General features: G+C 72.1%; 14 protein-coding genes and 1 riboswitch. Of the genes, 8 read left to right on the forward strand and 6 right to left on the reverse strand.

Annotated elements, in window-relative coordinates; genetic code table 11:
- Positions 1–125: 125 nt before the first annotated feature.
- Together ACIQ6Y_RS21715 and ACIQ6Y_RS21720 are read right to left on the reverse strand one after the other, a co-directional pair.
- Entirely contained in the window at positions 126–869 is a 744-nt protein-coding gene (locus ACIQ6Y_RS21715; RefSeq protein WP_404041371.1) for a CbtA family protein, read from the reverse strand.
- A gap of 19 nt (positions 870–888) precedes the next feature.
- On the reverse strand, positions 889–1,110 hold the full coding sequence (locus ACIQ6Y_RS21720) for a CbtB-domain containing protein (RefSeq protein ID WP_404041374.1): 222 nt from the start codon (positions 1,108–1,110) through the stop codon (positions 889–891).
- A gap of 62 nt (positions 1,111–1,172) precedes the next feature.
- Positions 1,173–1,248, reverse strand: a riboswitch (cobalamin riboswitch).
- Between the two features lie 113 nt (positions 1,249–1,361).
- On the opposite strand from ACIQ6Y_RS21720, the gene ACIQ6Y_RS21725 reads away from it, so the two are divergent.
- Positions 1,362–1,925: a histidine phosphatase family protein gene (locus ACIQ6Y_RS21725; protein WP_404041377.1), complete on the forward strand. Its 564-nt coding sequence runs from the start codon at positions 1,362–1,364 to the stop codon at positions 1,923–1,925.
- Positions 1,926–1,954: 29 nt separating this feature from the next.
- Here ACIQ6Y_RS21725 and ACIQ6Y_RS21730 read toward each other — a convergent pair whose 3' ends face one another.
- Positions 1,955–4,381, reverse strand: coding sequence for a penicillin acylase family protein (locus ACIQ6Y_RS21730; protein WP_404041380.1), 2,427 nt, complete (start codon positions 4,379–4,381; stop codon positions 1,955–1,957).
- Between the two features lie 293 nt (positions 4,382–4,674).
- Between ACIQ6Y_RS21730 and ACIQ6Y_RS21735 the strand changes: the two genes are divergently transcribed.
- Positions 4,675–5,202, forward strand: a complete 528-nt coding sequence (locus tag ACIQ6Y_RS21735; protein WP_404041382.1) for a hypothetical protein — start codon at positions 4,675–4,677, stop codon at positions 5,200–5,202.
- A gap of 10 nt (positions 5,203–5,212) precedes the next feature.
- On the opposite strand, the gene ACIQ6Y_RS21740 is transcribed toward ACIQ6Y_RS21735, so the two are convergent.
- Complete coding sequence (locus ACIQ6Y_RS21740) at positions 5,213–5,647, reverse strand: OsmC family protein (RefSeq protein ID WP_404041384.1); 435 nt, start codon at positions 5,645–5,647, stop codon at positions 5,213–5,215.
- A 140-nt stretch (positions 5,648–5,787) separates the two neighbouring features.
- On the opposite strand from ACIQ6Y_RS21740, the gene ACIQ6Y_RS21745 reads away from it, so the two are divergent.
- Positions 5,788–6,246 carry a hypothetical protein gene (locus ACIQ6Y_RS21745; RefSeq protein ID WP_404041387.1) on the forward strand — a complete coding sequence of 153 codons (459 nt, stop codon included), beginning with the start codon at positions 5,788–5,790 and terminating at the stop codon, positions 6,244–6,246.
- Position 6,247: 1 nt separating this feature from the next.
- Positions 6,248–7,222, forward strand: a complete 975-nt coding sequence (locus tag ACIQ6Y_RS21750) for a tyrosinase family protein (protein ID WP_404041390.1) — start codon at positions 6,248–6,250, stop codon at positions 7,220–7,222.
- A 46-nt stretch (positions 7,223–7,268) separates the two neighbouring features.
- On the opposite strand, the gene ACIQ6Y_RS21755 is transcribed toward ACIQ6Y_RS21750, so the two are convergent.
- Complete coding sequence (locus ACIQ6Y_RS21755; protein ID WP_404041392.1) at positions 7,269–8,144, reverse strand: SigB/SigF/SigG family RNA polymerase sigma factor; 876 nt, start codon at positions 8,142–8,144, stop codon at positions 7,269–7,271.
- A 306-nt stretch (positions 8,145–8,450) separates the two neighbouring features.
- On the opposite strand from ACIQ6Y_RS21755, the gene ACIQ6Y_RS21760 reads away from it, so the two are divergent.
- A complete protein-coding gene (locus ACIQ6Y_RS21760) occupies positions 8,451–9,284 on the forward strand; it encodes a SigB/SigF/SigG family RNA polymerase sigma factor (RefSeq protein WP_404041395.1) in 834 nt (277 codons plus the stop codon).
- A gap of 104 nt (positions 9,285–9,388) precedes the next feature.
- On the forward strand, positions 9,389–9,814 hold the full coding sequence (locus ACIQ6Y_RS21765; RefSeq protein WP_404041397.1) for an ATP-binding protein: 426 nt from the start codon (positions 9,389–9,391) through the stop codon (positions 9,812–9,814).
- Positions 9,815–9,830: 16 nt separating this feature from the next.
- Here ACIQ6Y_RS21765 and ACIQ6Y_RS21770 read toward each other — a convergent pair whose 3' ends face one another.
- The gene (locus ACIQ6Y_RS21770; protein ID WP_404041400.1) at positions 9,831–10,262 is read right to left on the reverse strand and encodes an ATP-binding protein; all 432 of its coding nucleotides are present in this window, start codon (positions 10,260–10,262) and stop codon (positions 9,831–9,833) included.
- A 245-nt stretch (positions 10,263–10,507) separates the two neighbouring features.
- On the opposite strand from ACIQ6Y_RS21770, the gene ACIQ6Y_RS21775 reads away from it, so the two are divergent.
- A complete protein-coding gene (locus tag ACIQ6Y_RS21775; RefSeq protein ID WP_404041402.1) occupies positions 10,508–11,446 on the forward strand; it encodes a DUF6924 domain-containing protein in 939 nt (312 codons plus the stop codon).
- A 67-nt stretch (positions 11,447–11,513) separates the two neighbouring features.
- Entirely contained in the window at positions 11,514–12,143 is a 630-nt protein-coding gene (locus ACIQ6Y_RS21780; protein WP_404041404.1) for a 1,4-alpha-glucan branching protein, read from the forward strand.

The following is a 12,143-nucleotide window of genomic DNA, read 5'->3' on the forward strand; positions in this document are numbered from 1 at the left end:
GCCCGTCGGAACGAAACGCCCACGGCCCGATCAGGGCTCCCACCTGCGCCGGTGACGGTCCCCCCACAGCACACCGGGACCCGTCGGGCGCGCCCCCGACGGGTCCCGGTGTGGTGTTGTGCGGATCAGGCGGCCGGTGCCGTCACGTGGCCGGAAACCGGGCGCCGTTGCAGGGCACGTTCGGCCAAGTACCCGAAGAGCAGGCCGAATCCGGCCCACAGCACCGCCTGGATGCCGATGGAGGCGAGCCGGAACTCCCACAGGTCCGTGGCGGGGAAGTCCTTGGGGACGGCGTCCCCGGACGGCAGGAACACCATGGCGACCGTCACGGCGGCCACGAACGCCAGGCCGGCGGCGACGGAGGCGTTGCCCACACCCCAGCGGGGCGTGAGGCGGTGGCCGAGCAGGACGGCCGCGGTGCCCAGGAGCACGGTGAGCACGATCATCAGGAAGAACAGCGCGGTGCGCTGCCCGATCGTGTCCGGGTCGCCGACCGCGGGCGGGTCGGCGGGGTACTTCAGCATCGGCACCAGGTACACCAGGAGGAACCCGGCCAGTGCCGTCAGAGCCGCGGTGGCCCGGGCCGACAGCCGGCCCAGGCGGCCCAGCGCGAAGCAGAAGGCGAGGGCGGCGATGCCGCCGATCGCCACACCGAAGACGAGGACTCCGGTGGCAAGGCCGGCGGTCGACTGCACCGTCCGGCTGACCAGTTCCTCGCCGTGCTCGTGGGAGTGGGCCGACTCGAACGCGATCGCCGCGTCCACGGGGCCCTCACCGACCAGGTAGGCGAAGACGAGCGCGGGGACGGCGGCCCCGAGCCCGGCGAGCATGCCGCGTACCAGCAAGGCACGCACGATGGCGGAATTCATGTGTGGTCCCGACCCGTCTTCAGTGGCAGGGGAAGCCGAGCAGATGGCGGGCGTCGTGCACCCACTCGTGCACGCCCTCGCCGGAGACGGCGGAGACGGCGCCCTGCTCGGCGCCGACGAAGTAGAGCAGCACCAGCATCAGGACGCCGAAGAACACCGCCCAGGGGGCGATCGTCTTCAGGGGCAGGGGTGCGACAACGGGCTGGGTGGTGGGGGCAGGGGCGGCGGTGGACTGCGCCATGGCGAGACCTCCTCGGGAACATCGCGTCCCGCATCGTGTGGAGCACGCGACGACGGCGTTGGGTCTGACTCACCACCGCCTCCGCGGGGAGGGGTGGCACACAGTGGCGCGACCGTGCCGGATTTGCACCGGACTTCCGTGGCGCCGTCGTCCTTGTCACGCACAGAGTAGGGGCAAGAGGGAAGTCGGCCAACATGGCGTACGCCACCTACGATGGCGCCGACCGTGGTGAATCGGCCCAGGGGGGGCGCATGACTGTCCGGCTCACGCTCGTGTGCGCCGCCGCGCCGACCGGGCGCGAGGTGCGGTTCGGGGGCGCCTCGCTCGACGAGCAGGCGCTGCTGCGGGCCCGTACGGCGGGACCGGCCGTGTCCGGGGGCGGCGTACGGTACCGCGGGCCGTCGCAGCGGTGCCGCGCGACGGCCGCGGCGCTGGCCTGGGACGGGACCGTCGTGGAACCGGCGCTGCGGGATCTCGACATGGGCCGCTGGGACGGCAGGACCCTGGACGAGGTGGCCGCCGGCGAGCCCGCCGCGCTGGCCGCCTGGGCGGTCGATCCCGAGGCCGCGCCGCACGGCGGTGAGTCGGTGGCCGAGCTGTGCCGGCGGATCGCCGCGTGGCTCGACGCGCTGCCGGAGGACGCCGGGCGGGTCGCGGCGGTGGTGGAGCAGGCCGTGGTGCGGGCCGCCGTGCTGGGTGCGCTGTCCGCGCCGTACGCGTCGTTCTGGCGCGTCGATGTGGCGCCGCTGGCCGCCGTGGAGCTGACGGGCCGGGCCGGCCGGTGGAACCTGCGGTGGGGCGCCGCAGGTTCCTGACCGGCGTCGCTCAGCGGCGCGGCTGTCGCTCAGTGGCGCGGCTGGAGCAGCAGCCGCGTACCGGCGTTGCGTTCGATCGCCTCCTCGGTGTACAGCAGCGGGAAGGAGCCGCCCGTGCTCCACTCGTCGTGCAGGTCCGTGAAGTGCTCGCTGCGCTCGTCGCCCGACTGGCCGGGGGCGTTGACCGCCCGGGAGTTGTCCCACTCCCCCACGTCCAGGGCCATCTTGAACGTCGGGCCGAGCACCTCCGAGTACGGGTAGGCGCGGTAGTAGTAGTACGAGGAGCGGACCGTGGCGAAGGTGCCGCCGCGCTCGACCGGGCCCACCATGGGCGAGCCGAGCGGGTGGACGAACATGTGCAGATGCATCGCGCCCCACCGCCAGCGGCTGTCGTCGGCGCCGAGCTTGGAGGCCACCTCGGTGTAGGCCTTCGCCAGGGTGCCGAGGATCAGTTCGTCGCGCCTGCGGGCGCCGTCCGTGCCGAACCAGTCGTCGGGGCGTACGAAGGAGTCGTGCACGATCCGCAGGTCGAGGTCGATGCTGACGCCCACCAGCTGGTCTGCGGCCTGCTTGGGCAGCAGGAGCTGGGCCCAGGCGGGGTACAGGAACCGCATCATCCAGGTCTCGAACAGCGCCGCGCCCGCCGAGTCCTTGTGCGTGACACCGTCGTAACCGGCGAGCAGCCGCAGCGCCTTGGCCGTCGTGGCGTCGGAGGAGCTCAGTCGGGTGACGTACGGCAGGAACTGCCGGGCGACGCCCGAGCGTTCGTCGTTCTGCAGGGCGAGGGTGTCGGCGAGGGACGTCCTGCGCTGCCGGGCGAGGACCTCGTGGATGCGGTCCTTGCGGTAGGCGGGCTGCCACTCGTGGGCGGGGATCGGGTGGCCGGGCGGGAAGTTGAACTCGTTGGCCGACACGAAGAACCCGGCGCGCGGGTTGTGCACGCGCGGCAGGTCGGCGGGGTCGTGGAAACCGTCCCACTCGAAGCGCCCGTCGCCGGGGACCGGCAGCAGTCCGTCGTACCCCTTGCCGGTGCGCCGGGGGACGAGCGCGCCGGGCACCCAGCCGATGTCGCCGGAGGTGTCGGCGTACACCAGGTTCGACCCGGGGGTGCGCCAGACGTCCGCGGCCCGCACGAACTGCCGGGAGTCCCTGGCGCGCAGGAAGTTGAGGCTGCCGAGGTAGGGCGAGGTGCCCGGCTCGGTCCACACCGTGCGCACCGCGTACGCCTTGTGGTGCTGCTCGTCGATCTTCACCACGGGCCCGTGCCGGGTGAACTGCAGCTCCGCCGCGCGGGGTTCGCCGCCCTCGACCGCGATCTCCTCGGTGACGGTGGTCAGGGTCTCCCAGCCGTCGCGGTAGCGGTACCTGCTGTGGTCGGCCGGGTCGAGGTCGTAGACGTACAGGTCGGCCTGGTCGGCGGGCAGATTGGTCAGGCCGAAGGCGACATGGCCGTTGTGGCCCATGCTGATGCCCGGGTTCCAGGGCTCTCCGGCGCCGATGATGTCCAGGCCGGGGGCGCTGAGGTGGACGATGTAGCGGTTGGCGGGCAGTCCGTAGTTCTCGCGGTGCGGGTCTCCGGCCAGGATCGGTCGGCCTGTTTCCGTGCGGGAGGGTGCCACCGCCCAGGCGTTGCTGCCGGTGGTGGTCTCGCGCAGGAGGTGTGTGTCGTCGGACAGCCGGCGCAGGGTGCCGTTGGTGAAGATCATGGGCGCGGTGGCGAGGCTGTAGACGCGCGTCACGTCGGCGGGGATGAGGCCCAGCTCGAGCCCGTCCGGCACTGTGGGGGTGCGGGCGGGCTCGAGCTTGCGGAAGCACGCGCTTGCCTGCGCGCCCGCCAGATGCATCAGGCGGGCGCGTGCAACCTCGGATCCGAGGTTGTTGCCGATGCCGTGGCTGCGGATCAGCACCACGTCCTCCGGCTCCCAGCGCGCGGGCTGGTAACCCAGCTTCCTGAACTCCACCGGCAGGGCGTCGGGGTGGTCGCCCAGCCAGTCGACGTAGGCGTTGATCCCGGCCGCGAACCGGGTCGCCGCCTCACGGGCGAGGGGGCCGTAACTCGCCCACTCGTCCGCCATGTCGCCTCGGTAGAGGAACAGCCTTGCGGCACGGTCCTGTTCGACGTACGACGGCCCCAGTACCTCGCTGAAGCGGCCGAGGCCGCGCCGGCGCCAGGTGTCGATCTGGAACAGCCGCTCCCTGGCGATGTTGAAGCCCTGCGCCAGGAACAGGTCGCCGACGGTGCGTGCGTAGATGTGCGGCACGCCCCAGCGGTCGACCGTCATCCGCACCGGGCGCCGTAGGCCCGGCACGGAATACGTCTGCCCCTCGTCCGGCTCCCACCGCGTGTCCGCCTCGCCGGCGGCCGCCGTGGCGGACGGCACGCCGCCCGCGAGCGCGGCCGCGGCACCCGCGACCGAGGAACCCAGAACGACCCGCCGACTAGGCCGAGTTGACATGACACTCCTGAAGGTTTCGAGGGACAGCGACGTCGGTCCCCCTGCGCCGGCACGAAGCTAGCCAGCGCGCCGTGCGCCAGGACACCCGTACCGGCCCCCTAACCGGCCACCCCTACGGGGCTCTACGGTGCTGCCCTCAGGTGCAGGCGTGCGCTCGTCGACGGACACGAACCGGCCGGGACAGGCGTGTTCGGGCGGGTTCGTCGACGGCTGGGGATCGTCTTGTCCGGCGGTGACTCAGGGCTGAAGGATCGGTTCCGGAGAGCGACGTCGGCGTCGAGGGGAAAGAACGCGTGAGCAACAAGCTGCTGGAACCGGACGGCTGGCTGGTGCTGGGGCTGCCCTGGCCGGAGCATGCGCGGGACGGGTGGGCGGAGTGCGCGCTCGCGCTCGCGCCGCAGACGATTCCGCGCGGTCTCGTCGAGGAGGGCACGGGTATCGCGCTCGACCTCGCGGGCGGGCTGGCCCGTGATCCCGGGCAGGGGCCGGGCAGGGCGGTGTTCTTCTCGGACGTCACCGTCTGGCTGGACCGACAGGGCCAGGACTGGGGCATGCTGGGCGTCGACCACGAGGCCGTCATCGACGAACTCACCCACGCCCCTGTCCCCCAGCTCTACCTGACGCTGTCGCAGAAGGCGCACGCCGTGCTGTGCGACGCCAGCCGCGAGGGCCTGCGTCTGCACTACGCCAACGGCGACGTCGAACGCGTCAGCCCGCAGGTGCGCGCCGACGTCCACGCCGCCATCACCTCGACCCTGGAGCGGGACTGGCGTCCCTATGTCCAAGGGCTCATCGACGGCGGCGCGATCCGGATCGGATAGGGTCGCGCGCTCAGGCGTCCTCGACCTTCGCGGTGACCGGCGTGCCGATCTCGACGGTCCTGCTCACCGTGCAGAGCCGGTCGTGCGAGGTCTTGACCGCCCTGGGCAGGATCGCCCGGGCGCGGTCGGCCCCCTCGCCGTCCGGGAAGGACACGGAGAAGGTGACCTGGAGGTCGGTGAGCCGGTTGCCGAGGTCGTCGCTGATCTTGTGGCCGCTCACCGCGACACTGAACCGGTCGGGCTCGGCATGGCGGCCGGTGGCGATGTCCACGTCCACCGCCGTGCAGCCGGCGAGCGCGGCGAGCAGCAGCTCGACCGGGGTGAACTCGGTGTCCGTGTCGGAGCCGCTGCCGAAGGAGAGGGTGCCGCCGCGGGCGTTGGTCGCGACGAAGTGGCCGGTGCTGGTGCGCTCCACGGTGACGGAGCGCAGGGTGTTGTCGGTCATGCCGAGACAGTAACTCCGCGCGCGGCCGGCGGGAGGCATACACCTGTTCGCTCCGTCCGGAGTGCGGGCCGCGCCGCCCCCTCGGAGACTCGGGACAAAAGGCCGTCCACGGCCGCCCTCGCGTGCAGGAAGGGACTCCCGTGACTCCCGAGGAACTGGCTGCGGCCGCCGACCCGACGACCCTCGGGAACTACCTGGCGGGACTGCCCGGACAAGTGCACCACCACGGCCCCCTGACGACCGTCCGCGAGGACGAGTTCCAGGGCCACCACATCGTCATCAGAACGACGTACGAGGTGACGGTCGACGGTGAGCCGCTCACGGCTCCGCTCAACGTCTCCAACGACGGCCAGGTCGACTGCCACGCCCTGCCCACCTACCAGTTCCGGTCCGCGACGGACACCATCCGGGCGCTGATCGAGAACTTCCCCGACGACTTCCCGAGCGGGGGCCATGGTGGGGGTCATGGAGGCGGCCATGGTGGTGGCGGACACGGCGGTCATGGCGGCGCGCCCCACGCAGGACACGCCGAGCCCTCCGGGCCCTCCGGGCACGCCGGTCGTCCCGGGCATCACACCGGCCTCGAGGGGAGCGTCTGACATGGCTGTCGTCCGCAGGAACATCGTCGTCAACCCGGCCGACCGCGACGCCTACATCAAGGGGGTCCTGCGGCTGAAGCGGGAGGACTCGACCCTCACGACGGCCGCGTTCGGCATTCCCGGACCGCCCGCGCCGGTGAGCACGTACGACCTCTTCGTCATCTGGCACTTCAAAGCGATGATGACGCCCGTGCCGCCCACCGGGGACGTCGGTCAGCGCAACGCGGCCCATCGGGGCCCGGTCTTCCTGCCGTGGCACCGGTTCATGCTGAATCTGCTGGAGGCCCATCTCCAGCGCGTGCTGGACGACCCCGCCTTCGGGCTGCCGTACTGGGACTGGGCGATCGACGGCTCGCTGCCCGCTCCGGAGACCGCGCTGATCTGGAAGCCGGAGTTCATGGGCGGCGCGGGCGACCCGGTGACCGACGGGCCGTTCGCGTTCCGGCCCGACGACCCGGACAGTTTCCGGGTCCGGGTGGAGGGGAGCCCCCAGGTCACGCTCCGTCAGACGGACCGGGGGCTGCGCCGCGCCTTCCCGAACGCCTTCCCCTCGCTGCCGAACGCCCTGGACGTGGGGGCGGCCTTCAATGTGCTGCCGCCGCCGCTCGGGGACCCGGACCTCGCCACGTACGACTTCGCTCCCTGGCTGGCGGCCTCGCGGGGGTTCCGCAGCCGGCTGGAGGGGTTCACCGGGACGGGGCTGCACAACCAGGTGCACCGGTGGATCGGCGGGGACATGGCCCCGGCCACGTCCCCGAACGACCCCGTCTTCTTCCTTCACCACTGCAACGTGGACCGGCTGTGGGAGGCGTGGATGAACCGCAACGGGCGCACCTACCTGCCCGGCATGGACGAGTCGGAGGACCTGCTGGGCCATCGGATCGACGACCCGCTGGTCTCCCCGCTGGGCGCGGGCGCCACGCCGCGGTCGACCCTCGACAGCACCGGCCTGTTCGTCTACGACCTCGTGCCCTGAGCAGGTCGTCTCGTACGGTCGGGACTGTAGTGGTCATCGCGCGGGCTCAGGCCACCGCGGGCCCCAGCAGGCCGGTGCGCAGACGCTTGATGAGGCGGCTGATGAGCCGTGAGACATGCATCTGGGAGACGTCGAGCCGGGCGGCGATCTGGGACTGGGTCAGTTCCTCGACGAAGCGCATATGGATGATCTGCCGGTCCCGTTCCTCGAGTCCGGCGATCAGCGGGGCGAGCGACCTGAAGTCCACCACGAGCTCCAGCGACGGGTCCTCCTCGCCGAGGCGGTCGGCCAGCGCGGTCTCCGTGCCCTCGTCCTCGGTGGTCAGGGCGGCGTCCAGGGAGGACGTCCGGTAGCAGTTGGCGGCCTTGCGGGCCTCGATGACCTCCTCCTCCGTCAGGGACATCAACTCGGCCAGTTCCCGGGTGGTCGGGGTGCGGCCCAGCCGGGAGCGCAGCTCCTCGGTCGCCTTCGCCAGCTCGGCCCGTGCCTCCTGGAGCCGGCGCGGCACATGGACGGCCCAACTCGTGTCCCGGAAGAAGCGCTTGATCTCGCCCACGATGTACGGCACGGCGAAGGTGGTGAACTCCACCTCCCGGGACAGCTCGAACCGGTCGATGGCCTTGATCAGGCCGATGGTGCCGACCTGGACCACGTCCTCCTGCGAGTCGCCGCGGGTGCGCATCCGGGAGGCGGCGTACCGCACCAGGGACAGGTTCATCTCGATGAGGGTGTTGCGTACGTACTGGTGTTCGTGTGTGCCTTCGTCCAGCATGGCCAGTCGCTGGAAGAACACGCGGGACAGCTCTCGCGCGTCCTTCGGGCGGATCCGGGCCGGGTCCGAGATGAGCGGCAGCTCCGCTTCGTTCGTCGTGACCGTCGCCTCTGCCGTGGCTGTTGCGTGTGCCGCCGTCACGGCTGCCATGCCGCCCTCCCCTGCGTCGGAACCTGATGTCCTCCCCCCGACTTCCCGGCTTCTCGCACTTCACTCCCCCGTCCGGCCCACGAATCCGAAGCAGGCCGAATGGCGCTGTCCGGATCCGCTCCTTCGGGTGATGTATCGGCCAGGACGGGGGGTCGCGTTGTTTGCGGGGCGAGTCGTGGGGCAGGCGGGTCATCGTGCTTCGGACCAGAGGCACACCACGGGGTGCGTGTCCGCTGCGGACCGTTCGCAGCCCCGCCCCGTTTCCCACGGCAACTCCTTGACACCTTCGTTCAGGAGCTCTTTCGCATGCTGGTCGAGACATCCGCACAGTCCTCCGACGCCCCGTCCGCCCCCCGCAGGCACCCCCACGACGACGCCCCCGACACCGCGGCCGACTTCGCACGGCTGGCGGCACTGCCGGAAGGCCCCGAACGCGACGCCGTACGCGAGGCGCTGACCGAGGCCTGGCTGCCCATGGCCCACCGCATCGCGGGCCGCTTCCGCAACCGCGGGGAGTCGTTGGAGGACCTCCGCCAGGTCGCGGCACTGGGGCTGGTCAAGGCCATCGACAGGTACGAACCCGGGCGCGGCGCCTTCGAGAGTTACGCCGTGCCCACCATCACCGGCGAGATCAAGCGGCACTTCCGTGACCGTACATGGGCCCTGCGGGTCCCCCGCCGGGTGCAGGAACTGCGCAACAAGGTGCGCGTCGCCCGCCGCGAACTCCTCCAGACCTCCGGCGGCGCGGAACCCTCCGCCGCCGAGATCGCCGCCCTGGCGGGCCTCACCGAGCACGAGGTCGCGGTCGGCACCGAGGCGCTGGACAGCTACAGCACCCTCTCCCTCGACGCCGAGGTGTCCCGCGAGGACGACGGCTACAGCCTCGCCGACACCCTCGGGGTGCGCGAGGAGGCGTACGACGTCGTCGTCGACCGCGAGGCCGCCAAGGAGGGCCTGCGACGGCTGCCCGAGCGCGAGCGCGCCATCCTGTACATGCGGTTCTTCGAGGACATGACACAGAGCCGCATCGCCGACCAGCTCGGCATCTCGCAGATGCACGTCTCGCGCCTCATCAGCCGCTGCTGCGCCAAGGTACGGGCGGAAGCACTGGACGCCGCCCACGGCACGGACGAGGACTGAGGGCGGTCGGACGTGGTGACGCAAGCCTTTCAGCCACGGGTGCGTACCGGAGCGTCTCAGCCGGCTGCCCCTGAGCCAGGCGCACGTACCGGCGGCACGCAGCGATGAGCCGCGCCGGACACCCCGGGCGGGCACCGGACAGGCCGCCGGCCGTCGCCAGTCCCTCGGCCGCGCGGGCGTATGTGCGCTCGCTGGTGCGGGAGCACTGGCGCGGGCCGTCCGGGCGACCGCGCGAGGAGGCCGTCGTCGATCTGCTGCTCGTCGTGTCCGAGCTGGTCACCAACGCCATCCGGCACGGCGGCGGCCTGGCCCGCTTCGAGGCGACCCTCGTGCCCGAGGGCGTACGGCTGGGCGTGCACGACCACAGCGAGGTCGTGCCGCCGGCCGCGTACGGGCGCGGCACGCCGCCCAGCCCTGGCGGGGGCGGCGGCTACGGCTGGCCGCTGATCGTCCGGCTGGCCCGGGAGATCAGGGTGGAGCGGCGCCGGGAGGGCGGCAAGGCGATCGGCGTCCTGGTGCCGCTGAGCTGAGCCGGGCGCCCCGGTGTCACCAGGGCAGGAACACGTGCACGTCCTTGCCGTCCTCCCGCGCCACCACGCTGACCTGCTCCGCAAGCGTCTGGATCAGATACCAGCCTATTCCGCCGCCCGTGCCCGGCCGGAAGGAGCGCGGGGCGGGCTTGGTGCGGCTGGTGTCCCCCAGGACCACGTGCACGCCGTCGTAGGTTCTGCGCAGGATCAGCCGGAAGGGGCCCGGGGCGTACTGCACCGCGTTCGCGGCGAGCTCCGCGACCACGAGCAGGATGTCGTCCCAGTGCTCGGCGGAGGCAGGGGGCGCGGTTCGGGCCAGCCGGGCGAGGAAGGTCTCCGCAGTCAGCCGGGCGTCTGTCACGTCCTCCAGCCGTCCGTCGAACGTGGCCTCGCACGCCTGCACACCCTCGGAGGACGGTGTTCCGTCCCCACGCGGTTCGGTCGACATCACACCTTCCCGGCGTTGCACCGCACACTGCGGTCGCCTTGTGTCCCTCGTTCCTTTCCGCTGCTGGTTCCCCGAGCGGGAGCTGCTACGCGCGCTGCATCGTCGCGGACGTGACGGGTTCGTGCAATGGCGCCTGTCGGGGCGGGACCGGCGGCGTGCGGCGGCGGCCGGCCCGGTAGGTTCGCGGGCAGGACGTCCCCGCGGCTGCCCGACAGCGGGCAGCGCGGGCCCCGCGAAGGAGGGTCATGTCGTTTCCCGCGCTGCCTCGGTCCGCGCCCGGAGAAGTGCTGCTGATCGGCACCTGCTACGAGGACGGGAAGGTCCTGTGGGGCGGGCTGCTCGGCGAGATCGGCGGGCACGCGGAGGGTGACGTGCGCGTCCTCGACGGCGGGGTGCGGCTCCGCACGGTCACCGACAGCGCCTGGCACCACCTGCACGGCGGCACCATACCGGCGCTGGTCCCCGCCGACGGCGTGCTGCCGCCGGTGGCCGTCCTGGCGGACATCTCCGTGGTGTACGGCGGAGACGGGCCGCTGCTGGTGGATCTGGCGGCGACGCCCGGGCGGGGGGTGCGGGTCCCGGCGGCCCGGCTCGGCGAGATCCTGGCCGAGGTGCTCGGCGGGCGGCTGGCGTTCGACGACCTGGTCGGCGCCATGGACAGGTACGGCATGTACCAGGGCGAGGGCGGCCGGCCCGCCCACCCGGCCTCGACGGCACTGCCGCGCCGCGCCTTCCCGACGCTGCCTGCCACGGAGGGGGCCCTGCTGGTCCGCACGTCGTTCGACGACGAGCCGGGCTGGCGCGCCCTGCTCGGCGAGCTGGGCGGGATCGACGAGGACGGCTGGGTGGACGCGGACCCCGACCTGGACGACATCGACCCGGACCACTACCCGTTGCAGGCACTGGTCGTCGACGACCGCGCCTTCGAGGGCCTCCTGCCCGGCCAGGTCCCCGCGCTGGTCCCGTCCGACGAGCACACCACACTCGTCGCGCTCGCCGACGCCCGGACGTTCGCCGAGCCCGGCCGGCCGCTGACCGTCGTCGACCTGTACGACGTCCCGGGGCACTGCGCCGTTCTGCCGTGCCGCCAGGTCGGCTCGATGGCGTGCAACCTGGAGATCGCCAACATGGACTTCGACGACTTCGTGGCGGTGGAAGGCCAGAAACCGTGGTGGGACGCGTGAAAGTCCCTTGTAGCGTGTCTCTTCGATCTTGATCGTCCTGATCGCCGACAGAACGGGAGCCTTCGGCATGGCCGTGATCCACCACACCACCCTCAAGCCGACCAAGCTGGAGCTGCTCACCGACTGGCTGCCGTCCCGCCCCTGGTACCGCGGCGGCCCGGCGGCACCGCAGCTCAGCAAGGCCGGCGGCTTCCGCCTGGACGACCCGCAGGGCGAGGTCGGCATCGAGTTCATGGTGGTCACCGACGCGTCGGCGCACTACCTCGTGCCGCTCACCTATCGCGGCGCCCCCCTCGACGGGGCGGAGCACGCCCTCGTCGGCACGATGGAGCACGGGGTCCTCGGAAAGCGCTGGGTCTACGACGCCTGCCACGACCCGGTCGCGATCGCCCAGCTGCTGTCCCTGATCGAGGGCCGCGCGCAGGCCCAGGACCAGAACGCCAGCGAGGCCCCGGACCGGGAGGTCGTGGCGGCGTACACCGGTGAAGCACCGCTCACTGCCACGGACATCACCACGACCGACGACACGTCGGGCACCGCGCTCGCCACGCCGAACGGCACAACGGTCCGCCTGCAACGGGCACTTGAGCCCTCCGCCGCCGCCCCCGAGGAAGCAATCGGCCAGGTGACGGGCTCCTGGCAGCTCCCGGACGACAGCCGTGCCAGGGGACTGTTCGCCGTGGTGCTCTCCGCCTGA

Source organism: Streptomyces sp. NPDC096205, from assembly GCF_044763135.1.
Taxonomy (GTDB): Bacteria; Actinomycetota; Actinomycetes; order Streptomycetales; family Streptomycetaceae; genus Streptomyces.

What these genes read in the sequence shown, in the direction of transcription:
- ACIQ6Y_RS21715 (WP_404041371.1), bottom strand. Translation starts at nt 869, where the DNA reads ATGAATTCCGCCATCGTGCGTGCCTTGCTGGTACGCGGCATGCTCGCC.
- ACIQ6Y_RS21720 (WP_404041374.1), bottom strand. Translation starts at nt 1,110, where the DNA reads ATGGCGCAGTCCACCGCCGCCCCTGCCCCCACCACCCAGCCCGTTGTC.
- ACIQ6Y_RS21725 (WP_404041377.1), top strand. Translation starts at nt 1,362, where the DNA reads ATGACTGTCCGGCTCACGCTCGTGTGCGCCGCCGCGCCGACCGGGCGC.
- ACIQ6Y_RS21730 (WP_404041380.1), bottom strand. Translation starts at nt 4,381, where the DNA reads ATGTCAACTCGGCCTAGTCGGCGGGTCGTTCTGGGTTCCTCGGTCGCG.
- ACIQ6Y_RS21740 (WP_404041384.1), bottom strand. Translation starts at nt 5,647, where the DNA reads ATGACCGACAACACCCTGCGCTCCGTCACCGTGGAGCGCACCAGCACC.
- ACIQ6Y_RS21750 (WP_404041390.1), top strand. Translation starts at nt 6,248, where the DNA reads ATGGCTGTCGTCCGCAGGAACATCGTCGTCAACCCGGCCGACCGCGAC.
- ACIQ6Y_RS21755 (WP_404041392.1), bottom strand. Translation starts at nt 8,144, where the DNA reads ATGGCAGCCGTGACGGCGGCACACGCAACAGCCACGGCAGAGGCGACG.
- ACIQ6Y_RS21760 (WP_404041395.1), top strand. Translation starts at nt 8,451, where the DNA reads ATGCTGGTCGAGACATCCGCACAGTCCTCCGACGCCCCGTCCGCCCCC.
- ACIQ6Y_RS21765 (WP_404041397.1), top strand. Translation starts at nt 9,389, where the DNA reads ATGAGCCGCGCCGGACACCCCGGGCGGGCACCGGACAGGCCGCCGGCC.
- ACIQ6Y_RS21770 (WP_404041400.1), bottom strand. Translation starts at nt 10,262, where the DNA reads ATGTCGACCGAACCGCGTGGGGACGGAACACCGTCCTCCGAGGGTGTG.
- ACIQ6Y_RS21775 (WP_404041402.1), top strand. Translation starts at nt 10,508, where the DNA reads ATGTCGTTTCCCGCGCTGCCTCGGTCCGCGCCCGGAGAAGTGCTGCTG.
- ACIQ6Y_RS21780 (WP_404041404.1), top strand. Translation starts at nt 11,514, where the DNA reads ATGGCCGTGATCCACCACACCACCCTCAAGCCGACCAAGCTGGAGCTG.